Source organism: Exiguobacterium sp. s166 (assembly GCF_018618855.1).
Lineage (GTDB): Bacteria > Bacillota > Bacilli > Exiguobacteriales > Exiguobacteriaceae > Exiguobacterium_A.
The window spans coordinates 212,828-235,071 of record NZ_JACSMU010000002.1 but is presented as its reverse complement, the minus strand read 5'-3'; the positions used below and the strand labels follow the sequence as shown (position 1 = coordinate 235,071).

General features: G+C 48.2%; 25 protein-coding genes. 18 read left to right on the top strand and 7 right to left on the bottom strand.

Annotation, left to right across the window (positions count from 1 at the left end; translation table 11 throughout):
- Nucleotides 1-201: 201 nt before the first annotated feature.
- Together miaA and hfq are read left to right on the top strand one after the other, a co-directional pair.
- Complete coding sequence (gene miaA / locus KNP93_RS05650) at nucleotides 202-1,140, top strand: tRNA (adenosine(37)-N6)-dimethylallyltransferase MiaA (protein ID WP_214853852.1); 939 nt, start codon at nucleotides 202-204, stop codon at nucleotides 1,138-1,140.
- A gap of 46 nt (nucleotides 1,141-1,186) precedes the next feature.
- A complete protein-coding gene (gene hfq, locus KNP93_RS05645; RefSeq protein ID WP_114596193.1) occupies nucleotides 1,187-1,438 on the top strand; it encodes an RNA chaperone Hfq in 252 nt (83 codons plus the stop codon).
- 63 nt (nucleotides 1,439-1,501) lie between these two features.
- On the opposite strand, the gene KNP93_RS05640 is transcribed toward hfq, so the two are convergent.
- On the bottom strand, nucleotides 1,502-2,476 hold the full coding sequence (locus KNP93_RS05640; protein ID WP_114596192.1) for a tyrosine-type recombinase/integrase: 975 nt from the start codon (nucleotides 2,474-2,476) through the stop codon (nucleotides 1,502-1,504).
- A gap of 136 nt (nucleotides 2,477-2,612) precedes the next feature.
- On the opposite strand from KNP93_RS05640, the gene hflX reads away from it, so the two are divergent.
- From hflX to KNP93_RS05610, 6 genes are all read left to right on the top strand, one after another.
- Nucleotides 2,613-3,854 carry a GTPase HflX gene (hflX, locus tag KNP93_RS05635; protein ID WP_214853848.1) on the top strand — a complete coding sequence of 414 codons (1,242 nt, stop codon included), beginning with the start codon at nucleotides 2,613-2,615 and terminating at the stop codon, nucleotides 3,852-3,854.
- A gap of 2 nt (nucleotides 3,855-3,856) precedes the next feature.
- Nucleotides 3,857-5,134 carry a methionine gamma-lyase family protein gene (locus KNP93_RS05630; RefSeq protein WP_131502983.1) on the top strand — a complete coding sequence of 426 codons (1,278 nt, stop codon included), beginning with the start codon at nucleotides 3,857-3,859 and terminating at the stop codon, nucleotides 5,132-5,134.
- 140 nt (nucleotides 5,135-5,274) lie between these two features.
- Nucleotides 5,275-5,673 (top strand): MerR family transcriptional regulator, encoded by a 399-nt coding sequence (locus tag KNP93_RS05625; protein ID WP_012369985.1) that lies wholly within the window; start codon nucleotides 5,275-5,277, stop codon nucleotides 5,671-5,673.
- 45 nt (nucleotides 5,674-5,718) lie between these two features.
- Nucleotides 5,719-7,065, top strand: coding sequence for a type I glutamate--ammonia ligase (gene glnA / locus KNP93_RS05620; protein WP_114596190.1), 1,347 nt, complete (start codon nucleotides 5,719-5,721; stop codon nucleotides 7,063-7,065).
- Nucleotides 7,066-7,156: 91 nt separating this feature from the next.
- Nucleotides 7,157-7,369 carry a (4Fe-4S)-binding protein gene (locus KNP93_RS05615; protein WP_131973105.1) on the top strand — a complete coding sequence of 71 codons (213 nt, stop codon included), beginning with the start codon at nucleotides 7,157-7,159 and terminating at the stop codon, nucleotides 7,367-7,369.
- Entirely contained in the window at nucleotides 7,369-7,638 is a 270-nt protein-coding gene (locus tag KNP93_RS05610) for a GNAT family N-acetyltransferase (protein ID WP_188005316.1), read from the top strand. The genes KNP93_RS05615 and KNP93_RS05610 overlap by 1 nt, the downstream gene beginning before the upstream one ends.
- Nucleotides 7,639-7,723: 85 nt before the next feature.
- Here the strand turns inward: KNP93_RS05610 and KNP93_RS05605 are convergent, their stop codons facing one another.
- Together KNP93_RS05605 and KNP93_RS05600 are read right to left on the bottom strand one after the other, a co-directional pair.
- Nucleotides 7,724-8,050: an AzlD domain-containing protein gene (locus KNP93_RS05605; protein WP_131502978.1), complete on the bottom strand. Its 327-nt coding sequence runs from the start codon at nucleotides 8,048-8,050 to the stop codon at nucleotides 7,724-7,726.
- Nucleotides 8,035-8,730, bottom strand: a complete 696-nt coding sequence (locus KNP93_RS05600; RefSeq protein ID WP_131502977.1) for an AzlC family ABC transporter permease — start codon at nucleotides 8,728-8,730, stop codon at nucleotides 8,035-8,037. Before KNP93_RS05600 ends, KNP93_RS05605 begins: the two co-directional genes overlap by 16 nt.
- Before the next feature lie 166 nt (nucleotides 8,731-8,896).
- Here KNP93_RS05600 and dhaK point away from each other — a divergent pair, with 166 nt between their 5' ends.
- From dhaK to dhaM, 3 genes are read left to right on the top strand one after another with little or no spacing between them, the layout of a single operon-like run.
- Entirely contained in the window at nucleotides 8,897-9,865 is a 969-nt protein-coding gene (gene dhaK, locus KNP93_RS05595) for a dihydroxyacetone kinase subunit DhaK (protein ID WP_214853845.1), read from the top strand.
- A gap of 19 nt (nucleotides 9,866-9,884) precedes the next feature.
- Entirely contained in the window at nucleotides 9,885-10,484 is a 600-nt protein-coding gene (gene dhaL / locus KNP93_RS05590; protein ID WP_131502975.1) for a dihydroxyacetone kinase subunit DhaL, read from the top strand.
- Nucleotides 10,481-10,846: a dihydroxyacetone kinase phosphoryl donor subunit DhaM gene (gene dhaM / locus KNP93_RS05585; protein ID WP_131502974.1), complete on the top strand. Its 366-nt coding sequence runs from the start codon at nucleotides 10,481-10,483 to the stop codon at nucleotides 10,844-10,846. The genes dhaL and dhaM overlap by 4 nt, the downstream gene beginning before the upstream one ends.
- 106 nt (nucleotides 10,847-10,952) lie before the next feature.
- On the opposite strand, the gene glpK is transcribed toward dhaM, so the two are convergent.
- From glpK to lexA, 4 genes are all read right to left on the bottom strand, one after another.
- On the bottom strand, nucleotides 10,953-12,470 hold the full coding sequence (glpK, locus tag KNP93_RS05580; RefSeq protein WP_131502973.1) for a glycerol kinase GlpK: 1,518 nt from the start codon (nucleotides 12,468-12,470) through the stop codon (nucleotides 10,953-10,955).
- A 37-nt stretch (nucleotides 12,471-12,507) separates the two neighbouring features.
- Nucleotides 12,508-13,212, bottom strand: a complete 705-nt coding sequence (locus KNP93_RS05575) for an MIP/aquaporin family protein (protein WP_131502972.1) — start codon at nucleotides 13,210-13,212, stop codon at nucleotides 12,508-12,510.
- Nucleotides 13,213-13,399: 187 nt separating this feature from the next.
- The gene (locus KNP93_RS05570; RefSeq protein WP_114596184.1) at nucleotides 13,400-13,870 is read right to left on the bottom strand and encodes a metal-binding protein; all 471 of its coding nucleotides are present in this window, start codon (nucleotides 13,868-13,870) and stop codon (nucleotides 13,400-13,402) included.
- A gap of 30 nt (nucleotides 13,871-13,900) precedes the next feature.
- Entirely contained in the window at nucleotides 13,901-14,515 is a 615-nt protein-coding gene (gene lexA / locus KNP93_RS05565) for a transcriptional repressor LexA (protein ID WP_114596183.1), read from the bottom strand.
- A gap of 210 nt (nucleotides 14,516-14,725) precedes the next feature.
- On the opposite strand from lexA, the gene yneA reads away from it, so the two are divergent.
- The 7 genes from yneA (at nucleotide 14,726) to KNP93_RS05530 (ending at nucleotide 22,217) form a co-directional block, all read left to right on the top strand.
- Nucleotides 14,726-15,013: a cell division suppressor protein YneA gene (yneA, locus tag KNP93_RS05560; protein WP_214853842.1), complete on the top strand. Its 288-nt coding sequence runs from the start codon at nucleotides 14,726-14,728 to the stop codon at nucleotides 15,011-15,013.
- A gap of 45 nt (nucleotides 15,014-15,058) precedes the next feature.
- The gene (locus KNP93_RS05555; RefSeq protein WP_026828734.1) at nucleotides 15,059-15,712 is read left to right on the top strand and encodes a YneB family resolvase-like protein; all 654 of its coding nucleotides are present in this window, start codon (nucleotides 15,059-15,061) and stop codon (nucleotides 15,710-15,712) included.
- Between the two features lie 113 nt (nucleotides 15,713-15,825).
- Entirely contained in the window at nucleotides 15,826-16,062 is a 237-nt protein-coding gene (locus KNP93_RS05550) for a DUF896 domain-containing protein (RefSeq protein WP_012369999.1), read from the top strand.
- A gap of 195 nt (nucleotides 16,063-16,257) precedes the next feature.
- The gene (gene tkt / locus KNP93_RS05545) at nucleotides 16,258-18,246 is read left to right on the top strand and encodes a transketolase (RefSeq protein WP_214853839.1); all 1,989 of its coding nucleotides are present in this window, start codon (nucleotides 16,258-16,260) and stop codon (nucleotides 18,244-18,246) included.
- A 108-nt stretch (nucleotides 18,247-18,354) separates the two neighbouring features.
- A complete protein-coding gene (locus KNP93_RS05540; protein WP_012370001.1) occupies nucleotides 18,355-18,585 on the top strand; it encodes a YneF family protein in 231 nt (76 codons plus the stop codon).
- Nucleotides 18,586-18,703: 118 nt separating this feature from the next.
- Nucleotides 18,704-20,461, top strand: a complete 1,758-nt coding sequence (locus tag KNP93_RS05535) for an ABC transporter transmembrane domain-containing protein (protein ID WP_131502970.1) — start codon at nucleotides 18,704-18,706, stop codon at nucleotides 20,459-20,461.
- Nucleotides 20,451-22,217: an ABC transporter ATP-binding protein gene (locus tag KNP93_RS05530; RefSeq protein ID WP_131502969.1), complete on the top strand. Its 1,767-nt coding sequence runs from the start codon at nucleotides 20,451-20,453 to the stop codon at nucleotides 22,215-22,217. The genes KNP93_RS05535 and KNP93_RS05530 overlap by 11 nt, the downstream gene beginning before the upstream one ends.
- Nucleotides 22,218-22,244 lie beyond the last annotated feature (27 nt).

Genomic DNA, 22,244 nt, shown 5'->3' with positions numbered 1-22,244 from the left:
ATGACAGATTGGGGAATCATGCTGACCGGTTTAGTGATTTGCGGATGGTGTGTATTTAGTGCAGTATATGACGACTTTATTCGTCGGGTCTAACAGAAGCAACTGAGTCGTCTTCCTTAGTGGGAGACGTTTTTTTGTCCTGTCGTCCGCTTGTCCGGATATGATACACTGACTACAAAAATGTATGAACTAGGAATGGTGATGTCATTGAGTAAACAGCCCGTCATTGTCATCGTTGGACCGACTGCCGTCGGAAAAACCAAGACAGGAATTGAATTAGCAAAACGGTTAAACGGAGAAATCATTTCAGGGGATTCCGTTCAGGTCTATAAACAGATGAATATCGGATCCGCGAAGGTGACCTATGAAGAAATGGACGGGATACCGCACCATCTGCTCGATCTGGTTGATCCGGACGACGAGATGAGTGTCGCCCGTTTTCAGACGTTAGCCCGGACGGCGATCGATGAGATTGCGGCAAAAGGCAAGTTACCGATCATCGTCGGCGGAACCGGACTTTATATCCGTGCGATCCTGTATGATTATCAATTTACCGTTCAGGCAGAAAATAAGGTCTTGCGCGAGGAACTGGAACAGTTTGCACAAGCGGAAGGAGCTGCAGCTCTTCATGACCGCCTGCGGCAACTGGACGCGAAACGGGCGGACGAGATCCACCCGAACAATATTCAACGGGTCGTCCGGGCAATTGAGGTCGCAATGAGCGGACAAACGCAGACGTCCGGCAGTGAACCGAGTTTGTATGACAGTCTGTTGTTCGTCTTACATATGGAAGACCGGGAACAGCTGTACACGCGGATCGATCAACGGGTCGATCTGATGCTCGATCAAGGGCTCGTCCCTGAAGTCGGACAGTTAGTCGCAGCTGGTTATAAAGAAACCAAAGCGATGCAGGCAATCGGCTACAAGGAAATCGTCCCGGTTCTTGAAGGCGCGCCGCTCGAACCGGCTGTTGAGCAACTGAAACGGAATACCCGACGCTTCGCAAAACGGCAATTAACATGGTTCCGCCATCAATTTGACGGAAATTGGATTGAAATGGGAAGGCTTTCATTTGAAGAAAACTTCAAAATTATCTATGATAGAACAGTAGGGTTTCTGAAAGCGGTTAAATCGGAATAGCCTGAAGTAAAAAAAACAGATAAAAATAGAGGGGGCACGGGGGCTTATGAAGGCAACGTACAACATTCAAGACTATTTCCTAAATCAATTGCGTAAAGATTCAGTTCCGACGACAGTATTTTTAATCAGCGGGTATCAGTTACGGGGATTGATCAAGTCGTTTGATAACTTCACCGTCATTTTGGAATCAGAAGGCAAACAACAATTGATTTACAAGCATGCCATCTCGACATTCGCACCGGCACGGAATGTGACGCTGTATGAACAAGAGGCGGAAACGGAAGAAGTCACACGTTAAAAAAAGACGGCCGGGGGGCCGCCTACTCGATGGGACAACGCCATGGCGTTGTTCCTTTTTTTGTTACAGTAAATCTTTCAGTTCGTCGACTGCTTCCGCATACCGACGGAGGGAGACTTCCTTATACAGACAGGTCTTCGTCAACCGTTCCTCTTTCGTCAACTCCTCGAGATACGTTCCGAGAATGAAACTGTTCCGCAACATCGATGGGGTGATGATCCGCTTATTGTCCGACCGTTCGTTTAACTGACGCATCATCTTCGTGATCATGACAATCGACAATTGTTTCGGGGCATTTTTGCTGTAGACCCAGCGGAACGTCATCCGTGAGAAATCAAAAGCGACAAAAAATGGATCGGTCGAATGATACCGCGGACGAACCGGTTCCGGGATCGTCTTTAAATACGCGAGCATCAGATCCTGATCGTCCCGCTCGAGGTGAAGCAGGTAGGCATTACCGAGCCGGTCATGAACCGTCATCTCCCGTTGGGCAAAGTTCAAGTCCTGCATCTTCAGACCAATGATATGGTGGACGCGAAGACCATACCGGTAAAAGAGTCGTAAAATCAATTCATTGCGGTCGATCAGATACGGCCGCGCAACGAGCTGATGGTCCGTCAAACCCCGGTCGGACCGGTTCGTCCGGATCAGTTGCTCATATTCGGCAAGGGACGCAACATGCTGCGGCGTCAACTCGTGCGTCGGCTGGGCATACTCGATCAGTTTCGATTTTGTCTGACGAATCTGGTAGTTCAGCTGATTGAGGACGGTGACAATCCGGGCGACCGTCGCCTGTTGGTACAATTTTTCCTCGATCAGATAGTCGTTGATGAACGTTTTCCACGTTTCGAGCGGAATTGCCTTGAAATCGTCGATCGTCTCGAGCGGCTGATCGACTTCCGTCATATAACGATGAATTTCAATTAAATCGTAACGGTACCGTCGGATCGTCGAGTCCTGTCTGCCGCTCGCGCTGAGGAAAAACAGATACCGTTCGATGAATTCCGGCAAGGTATAGTCGAGTCGTTCTCGTGCCATCACGGACCTCCTGTGTAAAGTACTTTTCTTTATCATAAACCGAACGGATGTTTCCTGTCCAAAAATGTTCAGACGGCAGGTCCGTGTGGTATGATTAGGGACGCAGAAGGTTTGTTATTTTGAAAGGAATGATTCTATGTCAGAACGCGTTATCGTCGTCGGTTGTCAGCTCCCCGGTGTACCGGATCATATTTATGAAGAATCGGTCGCGGAGCTCGAAGCACTCGTTACGACTGCGCACGCCGTCGTGGTAGGACGACTCGATCAAAAACGTCAATCGATCGACCGCCGCACGTTTATTGGAAAAGGGAAGGTTGAGGAACTGGTTGCATTGGCACAGGAACTCGAACCGGATTTGATTATTTTTAATGCCGAAGTCACGCCGGGGCAGATGAAAAACATCCGGATTGCCCTCGAAGATCCGGAATCGATCAAATTGATCGACCGGACCCAGTTGATTCTCGACATCTTCGCCGGCCGTGCCCAGTCGCGGGAAGGGAAGCTCCAGGTCGAACTCGCCCAGATGAGTTACCTGTTGCCGCGCTTAAGCGGACAAGGAACACAATTGTCCCGCCTCGGCGGCGGGATCGGGACTCGTGGTCCCGGTGAATCAAAACTTGAGACAGACCGCCGGCACATCCGCCGCCGTGTCGACGAAATCAAGAAACAGCTCGAAACGTCGGTTGCCCACCGTGCCCGCTACCGCGAACGCCGGAAAGAAAACCAGACGTTCCAAATCGCCCTTGTCGGATATACGAATGCCGGGAAGTCTACCATCTTCAACCGGTTGACCAATGCCGACACGTACGAAAAAAATGAATTATTCGCGACACTCGATCCGTTGACGCGTCAGTTCGACTTACCGGAAGGCGGACAGATCCTCCTGACCGATACCGTCGGATTCATTCAGGATTTGCCGACGAAACTAATTGCCGCATTCCGGTCGACACTCGAAGAAGTGCTTGAGGCAGACCTGATCATTCATGTCATCGATGCGTCAAGCGAACATTATCTCAATCAGATGCAGACGACCAATGATGTTCTCGATGAGCTCGGTGCCGGGGATATCCCGCAACTTGAAGTCTTCAATAAAAAAGACCGGTTAACGAACTTGTTCACAGGTGGAAAACTGTTGATTTCGGCACTCGATCCGGCAGATATCGAACGCCTGACCGTCGAAATCGAAAAAGCGATCAGTGAGATTCTCGAATATCTCGAGATCCGGATTCCGGTCAACGCATTTGCCCATTACAATCCGGCAAAAGAAGTCATGATGAATTTAACAGAACAATATGAAGAGGACGGCTCCGTGACCTTGAAAGGCTACTTGCGCAAAGATACACGTCTGTACTCGACATTGAAAAAATACGAGGTGTAAGCATGTTTACAGAGTTAACGCATTATGAAACAATCCGTCCGTTCGTCGAGCGGGCGGAAGAAAAAATCGCACCCGGTATTCGCAAGGCACAACAAGTCGCGGAACAGAATCAGTTCCGTGTCCTGAATGCCTTCCGTGAGCATAAAGTGAGTGACTTTCACTTCATGCCGTCGACAGGTTACGGCTACAACGATGAGGGCCGCGATAATCTCGAACGGATTTACGCAGCGGTCTTCGGAGCGGAAGCCGGACTCTGCCGGGCGCAGATCATCAGCGGGACCCACGCGATCGGCATCGCGTTGTTCGGTTTGCTGTTACCGGGAGACGAACTGCTGTACATCACCGGTAAACCGTACGATACACTCGAAGAAATCGTCGGTATCCGCGGTGACGGCCGCGGCTCGTTAAAAGAACTCGGTGTCACGTATGACGTCGTCGAGATGAAACAGGCAGAGACGATTGATCTGGATGCTGTCCTCGCCCGAATCACGGACAAGACAAAAGTCGTCGGGATCCAGCGTTCAAAAGGGTATGCGACACGCCGGAGCTTGCCTGTCGCAGAAATCGGTCAAGCGATTGAAGCCATCAAGGCGCAACATCCGCACGTTATCGTCTTCGTCGACAACTGTTACGGCGAATTCGTTGAAACGATCGAACCGACCCATGTCGGAGCGGATTTGATGGCCGGCTCACTGATCAAGAATCCGGGTGGCGGTCTCGCGAAGACAGGCGGTTATCTCGTCGGACGCCGCGATTTGATTGAACGGGCGTCGTTCCGAATGACGACACCGGGAATCGGTGCCGAGGCCGGTCCGTCGCTTTATTCGCTGCAGGACATGTATCAAGGGTTCTTCATGGCCCCGCATACGGTCAGTCAGGCACTGATGGGGGCGATGTTCACCTCGAGCATGATGGAACAGTTCGGATTCGATACAGCACCGCACTATGCAGCAGAACGGACGGATTTGATCCAGTCGGTCTCTTTCCATGCACCTGAGCCGATGATTGCCTTTTGTCAGGCGATTCAAGCGGCGTCTCCCGTCAATGCGCAAGCCTTGCCGATTCCGGATTATATGCCGGGATATGCAGATGATGTCATCATGGCTGCCGGAACGTTCATTCAAGGATCATCGATCGAGTTATCGGCAGATGGTCCGATCCGGGCACCGTACACGGCCTATGTCCAGGGCGGACTGACTTACAGTCACGTCAGAATCGCGATTGTCTCGGCCGTCAATCAATTAATGGAACAACAATTGATTCAACCGCAACAGGTTTAAAAAAATAGCTTGATGTGAAAAGACCTCTGTTACGCAGGACGTCTGACTTGTAAGAAAGTCATGTTAACTTTCCTTACATCTCTTGACAACTTGCCTCACAGAGGTTTATTCTCATGAGGTAAGGAAAAAGGAGGAACGAAATGGCAGACTTATCACGACAGTCCAAGCCACTATTCCCCATCGGAGTCGTTCAAGAGTTGACCGCGTTATCTGCCCGACAAATCCGATATTACGAAGAACAAGGATTGATCAAGCCGGAGCGGACAGAGACGAAACGTCGCCTCTATTCGTTCAACGATGTCGATCGCTTGTTATCGATCAAGGAATATCTGGACCAGGGATTGAATATCGCAGGGATCAAAATGATTTTTGACAATGATCTTGTCAAGCGCGAACGAGTTGCGGAGAAGGTCGTTACGGCCCGTCCGGAATTATCAGATGGCGAATTGTATAAACTCCTGAAAAATGAATTGCAGGAAGCAGGGCGACATGGGAAAACGTCACTCATCCAAGGTGAGCTCGGACGATTTTTCAAGTAAGCACCTGTTACCATATAAAAAAGAGCCGGAGAGGGGATTTGTCACATGACACGTCGCAACATTACACGAGAAGACATTATGAAAATCGCTAAAGCTGAGGATGTACGTTTTATTCGTTTACAGTTCACAGATATCCTCGGTACGATCAAGAACGTTGAAATTCCAGTGAGCCAATTGGAAAAAGCACTTGATAACAAAATGATGTTCGATGGTTCGTCAATCGAAGGATTCGTCCGCATTGAAGAATCAGATATGTATCTCTTCCCAGACCTCAACACATGGGTGGTCTTCCCATGGACAGAAGACGGAACGGGTAAAGTCGCACGTCTCATCTGTGACATCTACAATCCGGATGGCACACCGTTTGCTGGAGATCCGCGTGGTCAACTCAAACGTGTACTTAAAGAAATGGAAGAGCTTGGCTTCACTTCATTCAACGTCGGTCCAGAACCGGAATTCTTCTTGTTCAAGAAGGATGCTAACGGCCGTCCGACGCTTGAACTCAATGACCAAGGCGGTTACTTTGACTTAGCACCAGTCGATCTCGGTGAAAACTGCCGTAAGGAAATCGTCATCGAGCTTGAAAACATGGGCTTTGAAATCGAAGCATCTCACCATGAAGTCGCACCGGGACAACACGAAATCGACTTCAAATACGCTGACGCGATCACAACGGCGGATAACATCCAAACGTTCAAACTCGTTGTTAAGACGATTGCAGCGAAACATAACTTACACGCGACATTCATGCCAAAACCGCTTTACGGTGTCAACGGTTCAGGAATGCACGCCAACATGTCTCTCTTTAAAGGCAACGAAAACGTCTTCTTCGACGAAGCGAACAGCAACATGCAATTGTCGGATGATGCCCGTGCGTTCACAGCCGGTATCCTGAAGCACGCCCGTGCCTTCACAGCTGTCTGTAACCCGACAGTTAACTCGTACAAACGTCTTGTGCCTGGTTATGAAGCACCTTGCTACGTCGCATGGTCAGCGCGTAACCGTTCACCGCTCGTACGTGTACCGGCAGCCCGCGGTCTCTCGACACGAATCGAAGTCCGTTCAGTCGACCCGGCAGCAAACCCGTACTTGGCACTTGCGACCTTGCTCGCTTCAGGTCTTGACGGAATCAAAAACAACTTGAAAGCACCGGCTCCAATCGACCGTAACATCTACGTGATGGACAAACCGGAACGTGTCGCAAACGGCATTGACGATCTTCCGTCAACACTCAGCCACGCACTCGAAGTCTTGAAAGCGGATGACGTCGTCATGCACGCACTTGGCGAGCACATCGCAGAGCACTTCGTTGAACTTAAAGAAATCGAATGGGATATGTTCCGGACGCAAGTCACGGAATGGGAACGCGATCAGTACATGGTCTTGTTCTAATCTCTTGAAACGTCCGGACTTGGTTCGGGCGTTTTTTTGTAGAGGAATTCGGAGCAGTAACAGCGAATTCTGTACCAAGGAGGCGTTTTAAATGAAAAAGGCGTATGAAGGAAAAGGGATCACCGTTTATTTTGATGCCGAAGTCTGTATCCATTCCGGTCATTGTGTGAAGAGTTTACCGGCCGTCTTTGATGTTAAAAAGCGTCCATGGATTGAAACGGACGGGGCCCCGGCCGAAGATGTCATGCGGGTCATCGATGGCTGTCCGAGCGGCGCCTTATCGTATGAACGGAGGGAAGCATGATGGAATTTAAACGAGCGGATCAAAAGATTGAAGCCTATCAAGAGGGGCAAGTTGTCGGGGAAATCACGTACAGTGACACAAAAGGCGGCAAGTGGATCATTGATCATACGTATGTCGACCCGAATCATCGGAACCAACAAATCGGCGAACAACTGGTCAAAGCCATGGTCGAGTGGGCACGCGAAGAAAACGTCAAGCTGTTGCCGCTCTGTCCGTTCGCGAAACGGGAGTTCGAGCAGACGCCGGACTATGCAGATGTATCGGCTTAATCGAAAGCGTGTAATTATCAAAAGACGAGGAGAGCGGATCATCGGATCCGTTCTCCTCGTCTTTTTGATTTATTGTGAACAAGTTTTACAGAAACAAACGAAGCAACGCCATCGACAGGACACCGGTGATGACAGTGTAGGAAAGGCTTTTGCTGCTGACGGCGACGAGGACGGTCGGAACGGATGCTGCGAGGTGGAGAAGGGAGAGTGTCGGATAGTCTCCGTTTCGTGCCACTAGTAAGTTTTGAAAGAATAAAGCACTTAACAAACAAACCGGGATAAACGACAACCAATCGGTCAGCAGACGGGGTAACGTCAGACCATGCATCAACAAAAACGGCAGTATCCGCGGAATCAACGTGACGAGACCGCAGGCAGCAAAAAGGACGAATAGTTCTAAGCGGATTTCCATCGTGAGATTACAACTCCTATACTGGCAGCTATCATCGTCGCGAATAAAACGGCGAGTTCCGGTGACAGATAGCGCATTGATATGTACAACAACAGGAAAACAAGGACGAGCAACAGACCATTTAGAGCGATGCGGGACCGCTCGCTTTCAAACTGCAGGTACAATAACCCGATGAACATCGCGGTTAAAGCAAAATCCAGTCCGAATCGTTCCGGATCCGGGAACCAACTGCCGACGAGTGCTCCGAGGACTGTCGAGGCAATCCAGCTCAAATAAGCGGTTATGTTCAATCCATGCATGAATGGTGCATCAAGCGGCCGTTTTAAGGAAGTATTCATGGCTACGGCAAACGACTCATCTGTCAAGAGAGCGCCGATTCCAAACCGATCGAAGAAATGCCGGCTTTTAACACGCGGTGCGAGCGTCATACTCATCAGAAGATGCCGGGAATTGACGATGAACGTCGTCAAGATGATGGCAGAAAACGGACTGTTTAGTAACAGTAGACTCGTAATGATGAATTGAGCAGCGCCGGCATAAATCAAGATGGACATCAATCCGATTTCAAGCGGACTGAGTCCGGCGGCGCGTCCGACGATGCCAGCAGAAAATCCGATGCCGAGATAACCGAGGACGGTCGGCAGACAGGCTTTGATACCTGCTTGAAACGAAGCGTTCATAGAAGGTGACTCCTCTCGCGATGATGTGTTATCAGCATAGCATCATCAAAACGGATTGGAAATGAACTGGTCAATATTTTCATATGTTTCCTTGACATAAGTCGTCTCGATTTGTGGTAAAGAGTAAGTGGTACGGCAAAATTCGTTAGACGAAGGAGCGTTCAAGATGGATAAATTAATGCAAGATGCGAACCGGTTTGTCTCAGATATGGTGGAAGGTCTCGTTTTAGCACATCCTGATCTTTATGCAAAAGTCGACGGAGTCAATGTCATTAAACGAAAAGAACCGTTGAACGGGAAAGTGGCCCTTGTATCCGGTGGGGGAAGCGGCCATGAGCCGGCGCATGCCGGATTTATCGGGGACGGTATGCTCGCAGCTGCTGTCTGTGGTGAAGTCTTTACTTCTCCGACACCTGACATGGTGCTTGAAGGAATCAAGGCGGCAGACGGTGGGAAAGGGGTGCTGCTCGTCGTCAAAAACTATTCTGGAGATGTCATGAACTTCGACATGGCGAAAGAATTGGCCGAACTTGAAGACATCGAAGTCGAGACGGTCATCGTCCGGGATGATATCGCCATCAAAAAAGAAGAAGACCGCCGCGGAGTCGCTGGCACGATTTTTGTCCACAAGATTGCCGGAGCTGCGGCAGCAGAGGGCAAATCACTTGCTGAAATCAAAGCAGTCGCTGAGAAAGTCATTGCCGGCGTCCGGTCAATCGGAATGGCGTTGTCCCCATGTTATATGCCGGAGAGCGGTAAACCCGGTTTCGATTTGCACGAGGATGAAATGGAAATCGGAATTGGGATTCACGGTGAAAAGGGTCTGGAGCGGAAACCGATTGCCTCCGTCGAAGCCATCGTGACGGAATTACTCGATCGATTGACAGCGGAAGTAACCGATAAAAAAGTAGCGGTCATGGTAAACGGAATGGGCGGAACGCCTGAATCGGAATTGTACATCACCTATAAATATGTCGCGGAACAATTGCAGGCTAAAGGATACGAGATTGTTCGTCCGTTCGTCGGCAACTATATGACATCACTCGAAATGCACGGTTTCTCAATTACGCTGCTTCCGGTTGACGATGAACTGGTCGGCTACTTGGATGCAAAAACGAACGCAATCGGATTCTAATTAAAAGAGGGTGAGATAGATGAAGTTATCGACTGAAGAATTCCGCAAAGCATTGCTTAAAGCGGCTGCCGATCTCGAACACCATAAAGATGAATTGACGGATCTTGACCGGGAAATCGGTGACGGCGACCACGGCATCAATATGTCGCGCGGTTTCCAGGCTGTACAAAAAGAACTTGAGGCGCAAGAAGAGTATGAAGATCTAGGTGTCTTATCAAAACAAGTCGGAATGACCTTGATTAAAACCGTTGGAGGTGCATCCGGTCCGCTCTACGGTACGGCATTCGTTAAATTTGCCGGAGCGTTTAAAGGGAAAAGAGAAGTTGAAGGGGCGGAACTGGCAGCGGCGTTTAAAGAAGCGACGGATGGGATTAAAATGCGCGGGAAATCAGAGTTTGGACAAAAAACGATGGTCGATATTTGGACACCGTTTTACGAAGCACTGGAACAAGAGAGTGATTTGAACGCAGCACTCGATCAAGCATTGGCAGATACAAAAGAGCGTGTGGCGACAAAAGGACGGGCTTCTTATTTTGGGGATGCAACGGTCGGTGTCCAGGATCCCGGTGCGTTATCAAGTTCGCTGTTATTACGTTCGATTGTGGAGGTCTTGTCATGATTAATTTGATTTTAGTCTCCCATAGTGAAAAGCTTGCGACCGGACTAAAGGAACTATTGGCTGAAATGGCTCCGGATACACCCGTGTTACTCGCAGCTGGGCTTGCGGACGGCAGTATCGGGACCGATGCGTCCCGAATTGAAGAGACGATGAATGAGTTGAACGATGACGGCTTAATTTTGACCGACATCGGATCGGCGACGATGAACGCGGAACTGGCCTTAGAATTATACAGTGGGGACCGGAACGTTCAGTTCGTCGAAGCACCGCTGGTAGAGGGCGCTTTTTTGGCAGCGGTCTTAAGTGGTCAATCAAAAACGCTGGATGATATCGTAACAGGCGTCAAAGCAGAATTTTCGTAAAACAGGTAATCCGAATAACAGGTTCGTTTCCGAAGAGGAAGCGAACCTGTTTTTTTTAGGGAAAACAAAAAAACTGGTATTCCGCGAGGGAATACCAGTAAAGAAATCAGGCGTTGACTTCTTTTTTGTTCGGTTTAAACGCCATTGTCGCTTCGACCGCTTTTTGCCATCCGGCATAACGCTGTTCGCGATCGTCTTCTTTCATTTCTGGTTTGAACTGACGGTTGAGTTTCCATTGTTTTTTGATTTCAGCTTTGTCTTTCCAGTAACCGACTGCGAGACCAGCAAGATATGCAGCACCGAGAGCTGTTGTCTCATTGATTTCCGGACGGTCAACCGGTACACCTAAGATATCCGACTGGAACTGCATCAAGAAGTCATTCGAAACCGCACCACCATCAACACGCAACGTTTTGAGTTCGATGCCTGAATCTTTTTCCATTGCCGTCAAGACATCACGTGTCTGATAAGCAAGGGATTCGAGAGTCGCGCGGACGAAATGTTCTTTCTCCGTTCCGCGTGTTAAGCCGAAGATCGCGCCACGAACGTCACTATCCCAGTACGGGGCACCGAGTCCGACGAAGGCAGGAACGACGTAAACGCCTTCTGTCGAATCGACTTTTAACGCATAACCTTCTGAATCCTTCGCGTTTTTCAACATCCGTAAGCCGTCACGCAACCACTGAATCGCGGATCCGGCAACGAAGATTGATCCTTCGAGTGCATATTCGACTTTTCCGTCGACACCCCAGGCGATTGTCGTCAGTAGACCGTGGTCAGACGAAACGGCTTTTTCACCAGTGTTCATGAGCATGAAGCAACCTGTACCATACGTGTTCTTTCCTTCACCCGGTTCGAAACATGTTTGACCGAAGAGAGCAGCTTGCTGGTCACCGGCAATTCCGGCAATCGGAATTTCGAAGCCGAAGAAGTGATACGGAACGGTATTGTCATACACTTCACTTGATTGACGGACTTCCGGTAACATTGATTTTGGAACTGTCAGGATTTCAAGCAACTCATCATCCCATTTTTGTTCGTAAATGTTGTACATCAATGTCCGGGAAGCGTTTGTATAGTCTGTGATATGCGTTTTTCCACCAGACAGCTTCCAAACGAGCCATGTGTCGATTGTTCCGAATAGAAGTTCTCCGTTTTCTGCCTGTTCCCGTGCGCCTTCGACGTTATCCAAAATCCACTTCACTTTTGTCCCTGAGAAGTAGGCGTCAATCAGAAGACCTGTTTTATCACGGAATGTTTGGTTCAGACCCTGTGCATTCAGCTCATCACAGATACCGGATGTTTGACGGGATTGCCAAACAAGCGCGTGATAGACAGGTTTACCTGTTTCTTTGTTCCAGACGACCGTCGTCTCACGTTGGTTCGTAATTCCGATACTTGCGATTTGGCTCGGTTTGATATCAGCCGTTCCGAGAGCATCCGCCATGACAGCGAGGATTGATCCCCAAATTTCATTGGCATCATGCTCGACCCAGCCCGGTTGCGGGAAGTATTGTTTGAATTCACGTTGCGCAGAGTTCACGATTTGACCATCGTGGTCAAAAATAATGGCGCGTGAGCTTGTTGTTCCTTGGTCGAGTGCTAAGATGTACTTGTTTTCCATGCTGAAATCCCCCTTGAGATGTAGGTGTCAAACAAAATCAGTTTTGCAGCAGTTGATACAGCAAGACGGCTACTCCACCACCGATGATCGGACCAACGATTGGAATCCACGAGTAACCCCAGTCAGATGAACCTTTTCCTTTAATCGGTAAGATAGCGTGTGCAATCCGCGGACCAAGGTCACGGGCCGGGTTGATGGCATATCCTGTTGTACCACCGAGCGAGAGACCGATGACGACGACAAGAAGACCGACGATGAATGGTTTCAGTCCGTCACCAAATGTTGTCAGACCAAATGACAGGATTCCGAATACCAAGACAAACGTCCCGATGATTTCTGAAATCAGGTTTGACGGTGTATGGCGAATCGCCGGACCTGTTGCGAACACACCCAGTTTTGCTGCTTGATCATCAGTCGCTTCAAAGTGTTTCATATAATGAAGCCAAACGAGTACTGCACCGATGAATGCTCCGATTAATTGACCGGCGATATAGACAGGTACGTCTGCCCACGGTAAATCGGAATTCATGGCAAGCGCCAATGTCAATGCAGGATTGAGATGTGCACCACTCGAGGCAGCAATGTATGCTCCCGTCATGACGGCGAGACCCCAAGCGAATGTAATGACAATCCAGCCGCCGTTCTCAGATTTCGTCTTTCTCAAGACAACCCCTGCAACGACTCCGTCGCCGAGCAAAATCAGAATCATTGTTCCAATCAGCTCACTTGTAAAGTTACTCATGCAAAAACCCTCCCTTTGGATTAAAGCAAATAATGGCCTTTCCATTTAAACCTACATCTAATTGAGAACGTTTTCAATACAATTAATTCAAATCTTTGAATTAAAATTTCCTTAATTTATGTTTAAAAAAATGAATAATGGATACTAAAAAAATCCTTCGTTCATTTTTACAATGAACGAAGGATTTTCAACGACGCTTTTTCCGCTTCTTTTTTGTTCGAAAGAAGCTGCTGGAGTGATCAAGGACAATATGTATCGTACTGGCAACCATGACGCCGATGATGAAAGCAGGCATGGACGCGAACCAGGAATCGACCGTACTCGATTCAATGATTTTCAGGTACAGCGCCAAAAATAAAAGCGGAATCAGAAAAGCGGCGCTGTACATCAGGCGAATGAGATCGCCGATGATCAAACCGTGCGACCAGATGGAGCGGTGGGGCATGATTTTGACATAAGGCATCCAAAGGACCCGTAAAGGACCGTGCCGGTAGTAAGGTTCGGACTTCAAGTCGAGGTCTGGTGAAAGCCAAAGGGTGCCGACGGCGATGCCGACAGCGGTTGGAAGCCAATCCGTCTGCTGGGTTGCGACCGAATACGCAACATAGCCGGTTAAAGCAACGGTATTGACTGTATCGTGTACATTTCCAGAAGGCATAAAAAAAGACCAGCTGTGCTGGTCCCTCGCTTAGTGGATCGTCCGATATACGCCGATGACCTTGCCAAGAATCGAGACGTTATCGAAATACATCGGGTCCATCGAATCATTTTCTGGTTGGAGACGTACTTGTTGATCTTCTAAGAAGAACCGTTTGACGGTCGCTTCGCTATCTTCGGTCATAGCAACGACGATTTCACCATTCTCTGCTGTGTTTTGCTGACGAACGATGACCCGGTCACCGTCTAGAATACCTGCGTTGATCATCGACTCACCATCAATCGTCAACATAAAGACATTTTCGTTCCCGACGTAATGGGCAGGAAGCGGGAAATGTTCTTCAATGTTTTCGATGGCCGTGATTGGAAAACCAGCCGTTACTTTCCCGATGACGGGAATATGAACGATGGCTTCGTGATCTTCATCAGTTTTATCAAGCAATATCTCAATCGCACGTGGCTTAGTTGGGTCACGGCGAATCAGTCCGCGTTTTTCTAGACGATCCAAATGACCGTGTACCGTTGAGCTTGAAGCAAGACCAACAGCCTCACCGATTTCACGAACTGAAGGGGGATACCCTTTCAGTTTCACTTGAGCAACGATGTAGTCAAGGATTTCTTGTTGTCGTTTCGACATTTTCCGCATATGAATTGCCACCTCTTTCCGGATTGGTTTTTTGAAGGTTATAGGAATACATGTTTCTAAAATCACTATAACATAGAACAAATGAGCGTACAAACAATTGTTCGACATTTTGTGTTGACCGAACACCGGTTCTTGGTTTAAGATGAGTTATGCGAACAATTGTTCCGAGAACATCTATTCTAAAAACATTTTTAACTGGAGGGATTTATCATGATGCATACGATTCGTACCCATGCCTTTTCCATTGTTTTTTATACGCTCAGCCTGGCTTTCATTCTTTTCCTTTTAACACCTCGACCGGACGAGAAGGTCGAGCAACTCTTGACGGCTTCTATCACAGTCGAGCAAAACGCGACCGTCGAACAGGTCGCCGAAGTCTATAATGACGGATCGATGACAGATCAGGAATATGTCGAGTGGTTGATCGAGAATAATGAACTGAAGACGACTCATGTCATTTCGAAAAACAAAATCGTTGTACCAATCGCGCAACAATGACAAACTGTAAAGGTTGTCAAAGAACGAACAGGGGTGTGAAGTACAGTGAAAGTAGTAATCTACTGTCGCGTCTCGACGGAAAAAGAAGCACAGGACAGCTCGCTTGAGCGGCAAAGATCGGAACTGTCGGGACTCGCTGCAACAAAAGGATTTGAAGTCGTGGAGATCATCACGGAAAAGGAAAGTGGTTATGACGTTGATCGGGAAGGGATGTTATCCGTTCTCGATTACGTCACACGTCAAGCCGTGGATGCCGTTCTCGTGACGGATGATACGCGGATCGGACGCGGAAATGCCAAAATCGCCATTTTACATACGTTCCAAAAACATCAGGTTCAACTGATGACGATGGAATCGGATGGCGAGTATAAACTGGCAGACGCCGAAGCGATGGTTCTTGAAATTGTATCGCTCGTCGAAGAGTATCAACGGAAACTGCATAATGCGAAAATTGCCCGCGGGATGCGACGGGCTGTCGAAAATGGATTTCGTCCCGAGCAGAACCTCAACCGTCAAGGTGAAAATGCCGGTCGGAGCCGAAAGGAAGTCCCGATTGAAGAAATCGTCCGGTTACGTGAGTTAGGACTGACATTCGCCGACATCGCGGTGACATTAAGAGGGATGGGACACGACATTTCGAAAGCGACCGTCAACCGGCGTTATCTGGAATATAAAGAAGTAGTCAGTACGTACGAATAAGGAAGTAAGTTTGATGCCTCAGCGGCGCATCAAACTTGCTTTTTTTTTTCGTGTCTTTTACAGTAAGGTTACTATTGAAAGCTCAACTTTGAGTCAACAGAAAGAGGGATATCATGTTATCACAAGAACAACTGGACCGGATTAACGAATTAGCCAATAAATCAAAAGTCGAACCGCTGACTGATGCAGAAACAGCGGAACAAAAAGAATTACGGACTGCCTATCTGGAAGCATTCCGTGGTTCGTTCAAAAATCAGATGATGGGCATCAAAATCGTCGATGAAGAAGGAACCGACGTAACACCTGAAAAACTGAAGCAAGCACAGGAAGAAGAACGGAACAAACAATAATGACAAAAGCTATGTCACTCATTGGGATGAGTGGCGTAGCTTTTTTTGGTGAAACGTTCGTAATATGTATCACGAAAGTGCCAAGAAAACGGCAATAGAGAGCGCATTCATTTCAATGTGACATACTATTTAGAAAAGTTGTATCACATTTGTGGGTATGCTAAAATGAGGAGGAATTTGTGAAAAAGAGAGAGGATGATTGTTTTGACGAACATGACAACAGTAGAATTATTAGCAGTAAATACGATTCGTACCTTATCAATTGATGCAGTACAAAAAGCGAACTCGGGTCACCCGGGAATGCCGATGGGTGCAGCACCGATGGCATTTACATTATGGGCGGATCATATGAACCATAACCCTAAAAATCCAGAATGGTTCAACCGTGACCGTTTTGTACTTTCAGCAGGACACGGTTCAATGCTTCTCTACTCACTCCTCCATTTATCAGGTTATGATCTCGCGATGGATGACTTGAAGTCATTCCGTCAATGGAACTCAAAAACACCGGGTCACCCGGAATACCGTCACACAGCAGGTGTCGATGCGACGACTGGTCCACTCGGACAAGGCATTGCGATGGCTGTCGGTATGGCGATGGCAGAACGTCACTTGGAAGCAAAATACAACCGTGACGAGTTAAACGTCGTCGATCACTTCACATACGGGATTTGCGGAGACGGTGACTTAATGGAAGGTGTTTCGGCAGAAGCGGCATCACTTGCAGGACATTTAGGTCTTGGCAAATTGGTTGTTCTGTATGATTCAAACGATATCTCGCTCGATGGCGATCTCGATAAATCATTCTCAGAAAACGTTCAACAACGTTTTGAAGCATACAACTGGCAAGTCATCCGTGTCGAAGACGGAACGGATCTTGATTCGATTTCAAAAGCAATCGAAGCAGCAAAAGCTGAAACAACAAAACCGACATTGATTGAAGTGAAAACAGTCATCGGATTTGGTTCACCAAACAAATCAGGTAAATCGGCTTCACACGGTGCACCACTCGGAGATGCGGAAATCAAGTTGACGAAAGCAAGCTACGTTTGGGATCACGAAGAATTCTACGTCCCGGAAGAAGTCAAAGACTTGTTCGAAGAACGCATTGTCAAACGTGGTGCTGATACAGAAGCAGCATGGACTGAGAAAATGGAACAATACAAAGCGGCGCATCCAGAATTGCATGCTGAACTTGTTCAAGCCATCAACAACGAATTGCCAAGCAACTGGGAAGCAGACCTGCCAACATATGATCTGACATCGAAAAAAGCGACACGTCAGACAAGTGGTGAAGTCTTGAACGCTCTTGCGAAAAACATCCCGTCAATCTTCGGTGGTTCAGCTGACTTAGCAGGATCAAACAACACGATGCTCAAAGGCGAAGCTGACTTCGACATCGATCCAAGCGGCCGTAACATCTGGTTTGGTGTGCGTGAGTTTGCGATGGCAGCAGCTGTCAACGGTATGGCGTTACACGGTGGTGTCATTCCTTACGGTGCGACATTCTTCGTATTCTCGGATTACCTCCGTCCTGCAGTTCGTTTAGCAGCGTTGATGGGTATCCAGTCGATTTTCGTCCTGACACATGACTCGATTGCTGTTGGTGAAGATGGTCCAACACACGAGCCGGTTGAACACTTGATGAGTTTCCGTGCGATGCCGAACTTGACAGTTTACCGTCCGGCAGATGGGAAAGAAACGATTGCCGCATGGAAAACAGCCGTTCAATCAACAAACAAACCGACACTTCTCGTCATGACACGTCAAGGATTACCTGAACTTGAAGGTACGACGGTTGAAGGCGCTGAAAAAGGCGGATACGTCATTGCGGGTGACATCGACAAAGCGGATACAATCTTAATGGGAACAGGTTCTGAAGTGCATCTGTTAGTCGAAGCACAAAAAGAACTTGGCGAAACGGCAGCAGTCGTTTCACTTCCATCATGGGAATTGTTTGAAGCGCAATCAGCAGAATACAAAGAATCAGTTTTACCAAAACGCATCACGAAGCGTCTTGCGATTGAAGCCGGTGCTTCACTCGGTTGGTATAAATATGTAGGAACAGAAGGACAAGTCATCGGAATCGATCGCTTTGGTGCTTCGGCTCCTGGAGATCTTCTGTTAAAAGAGTACGGCATGTCTGTCGAAAATGTCTTGAACACAGTCAAGCAACTCGGTTAATGAAGAAAGGTGCGCAAACGCGCGCACCTTTTTTTTGCATTATCTATGCAAAGGCTTTAAATTATAGTATAGTAAAAAGCGACGTTTGAAGTTAGAGGAGGAAGCAACTTGGCTACATGGATTTGGATTTTAATTGCCCTTCTTTGCTTGGTAGCTGGTGTCGCCCTTGGTTTTTATATCGCTCGTCGATACATGATGAACTATTTGGAGCAAAACCCACCAATCAACGAAGATATGATTAAGACATTGATGATGCAAATGGGTCAAAAGCCATCACAAAAGAAAGTCAACCAAGTGATGCGTTCAATGAGTGGTTCAATGAAATCACCGAAAAAATAACGACTTGTAAAAGGAGACCAATTTGGTCTCCTTTTGTTTGCTATTTTTTAGGAAGATGGCTAATCTAAAATGTGAGACTATTAGAAATACTCAATCGATTTAAAAAGGGGGGACTTGTATGGGAGTCTTCAGGAAACTGAGTTGGTTTTTCCGACTCGAATGGAAAGCTTACAGTTTAGGCATCATTGCTTTAATTTTTGTTGCCGGACTGGAACTGATTCCGCCGAAAGTGATCGGCTCGACGGTCAACGGACTGAGCGAAGGCAGTTTGACGAAAAATGATTTATGGAAACTGGTCGCGACATTGGTGTTGATCGGGGTATCGACCTATGTGATTCGTTATTTTTGGCGGTTTTACATCTTCGGAGCGTCGATCCGGCTCGGCCGGTTGTTGCGAAGTCAGCTATATGGTCATTTTTCGGACCTGGATCAATCATTTTACAAGAAGTACCGCAGCGGGGATTTGATGGCCCATGCGACGAATGATGTACAAGCCGTCTCGATGACGGCAGGAGCCGGTATTTTGACACTCGTCGATTCCGTGACGATGGGCAGTTTCGTCATCATCACGATGATTACGACGATCAGTTGGAAACTGACGCTTGTTTCGTTGTTACCGATGCCGCTGATGGTTTATTTAACGTCACGGTACGGGAAGATGCTGCACTCCCGATTCCACGATGCGCAGGAAGCTTTTTCGGATTTGAATGACAAGGTCGCAGAAAGCGTCAGCGGAGTCCGCGTCTTAAAAGCAACAGGGGAAGTTGAATCGGATGTCGGAACGTTTACTTCGTTATCTGACGATGTCGTTCAAAAAAACCGTCGGGTCGCGAAAATCGATGCCTTATTTGATCCGACGATTTTCGGTTTGGTCGGCTTATCTTATATCATTGCGGTCGGATACGGCGCGTATTTATTACAGCAAGGGGAAATTCGGATCGGGGACATCGTGTCCTTCACTACATATTTGGGATTACTGACGTGGCCGATGCTTGCGTTCGGCTGGTTGTTTAATATCGTCGAACGGGGACGGGCTTCGTACGACCGGATTGAACGGATGCTTGCAATCGAACCGGAAATCAAGGATGCGAAAGAAGCGGCGACGACGGTTTCGTCCGCTGATTTACAAGTCGCGATTGATCGGTTTGTATATGAGACACAACCTGTGCTTGAGAACATTCACGTGACATTGACACCCGGACGGACACTTGGAATCGTTGGTCGGACCGGTGCCGGAAAATCGACGTTCGTTCGTCTGTTATCACGCGAATACGATGTCAAATACGGTTCGATTGCGATTGGCGGACAGGACGTCAAACAATTGACGCGGGAAACGGTCCGCAAGCAGGTTGCAATCGTTCCGCAGGATCATTTCCTGTTCTCTGCTTCGATTGCTGATAATATCGCCTTTGCGAAACCGGATGCATCGATGGAAGAAATCATGGAAGCTGCACGGATTGCTGCCGTTCACGAGGATATTCTCGGCTTTACGGAAGGCTATGCGACGATGGTCGGGGAACGGGGTGTCACATTATCCGGCGGTCAGAAACAACGGATTTCGATTGCCAGGGCGTTACTCGCGGATTGTCCGATTCTGGTATTGGATGATGCCTTGTCGGCGGTTGATGCCAAGACGGAGGAAGCGATCATCGAACACTTCCGGACAGCGGATAACGAACAGTCACAAATCATTGTCGCCCACCGTCTGTCGGCGGTTTCGCATACCGATGAGATCATCGTCCTCGATGCGGGTCGAATCATTGAACGGGGAACACACGATGAATTGCTTGCCCGTGACGGTTGGTATAAAGAAACCTACGACCGTCAGCAACTCGAATCACTCGTCGAACAGGGAGGTGGAACGCTTGAATCATGATATTAATGAAAAAGCGGTCTTGCGACGATTGCTGGGATTCGTCAAACCGTTTAAAAAACAGGTATTAGTCGCCTTTTTACTGTTGCTTGTGACGACCGGAGCAAAGCTCGGAGGTCCCTATCTCGTTAAAATCTTCATCGATGATTATGTCGCGGTCGGCAACTATCCGGTGCAGGAAGTGGCGTTATTGTTCGGCGTGTACTTACTGTTGCATACGACAGGGATCGTTGTCGATTATCTGCAGGCGTTTGAGTTCCAAAAAATCGCCTTGAAAGTCATTCAACGGCTTCGGATCGATGTGTTTCGCCACGTCATGCACTTACGGCTCGGTTATTTTGACCGGACACCGGCTGGCGTACTTGTTTCACGGATCACAAACGATACGGAAGCCATCAAAGAACTGTATATCGGTGTCTTGTCGACGTTCGTTCAAAGCGGGGTGCAACTGATTGGAACCTATCTGTTCCTTTACTTACTGGAACCGCGCCTCGCGACGATTGCGTTAGTCCTGTTACCGCTGTTTTATTTCATCATCTGGATTTACCGCCGTTATTCAACGAAATATTACGCTGAAGTCCGGGATTTGTTGTCGAAGATTAACGGACAGCTGAATGAATCGATCAACGGGATGGCAATCATTCAACAATTTCGCCAGGAAAAACGGTTGATGGCGGAATTTGAAGAGACGAACATCGCCCATCAGAACGGCCGTTACAAGAACTTGAAGCTCGACAGCTGGCTGCTTCGGCCAATCATCGAGTTGATGTTAGCGCTGACGATTGCGTCCTTGATTACGTACTTCGGTGTCCTGTCATTTTCACAAACGGTCCAGGTCGGGGTCGTATATGCCTTTATCAGTTACATGGAGCGGATTTTCCAACCGGTTCAGCAAATCATGCAACGTCTGTCTGAATTCCAACAGGCTGTCGTCTCGGCGGACCGTGTCTTTAAAGTACTCGATACGGATGAGCCGGAACCTGCGAAGACGATTGCGGGTGACGCTGATATTACAGAAGGACATATCGTCTTTGATAACGTCCGCTTCAGTTATGACGGAGAGAAGGAAGTTTTAAAAGGAATTTCGTTTGAAGCGAAGAAGGGTCAGACGATTGCCCTGGTCGGTCAGACGGGCAGCGGGAAGAGTTCGATCATCAATATCCTGATGCGTTTTTATTCCTATCAGTCGGGTCGAATCTTGATTGACGGGCAACCGCTCGAACAATTGCCGGAAGACGAACTGCGGCGCCATGTCGGACTGGTGTTACAGGATTCATTCCTGTTTACTGGAAGTGTCGCCGATAACATCCGGTTATTCGATCCCTCGATTCCATTCCAAAAAGTCGAGGAAGCAGCCCGTTTTGTCCAAGCAGATGGCTTCATCAATCAGTTGGACGAGCAATATGACAGTCCGGTCGCAGAGCGGGGAGCGACGTTTTCTGCCGGGGAACGCCAGTTGGTCTCGTTTGCCCGGACGATGGCGCGGGATCCGAAAGTCCTGATTCTCGACGAAGCGACAAGTTCAATCGATACGGAAACGGAAGAAAAAGTTCAAGTCGCCTTAAAACGCATGCGACAAGGGCGAACGACGATTGCGATTGCCCACCGGTTGTCGACAATCCAGGATGCGGATTTGATTTTAGTCCTGCACCAAGGGGAAGTCGTGGAACAAGGGAATCATCAGACGTTGATTGAAAAGAACGGATTGTATAAAAAAATGTATGAATTACAATCCGGACACGTTTCATCCGTTTCGTAAGACATAAAAAAGCCTGCCAGGCGATCT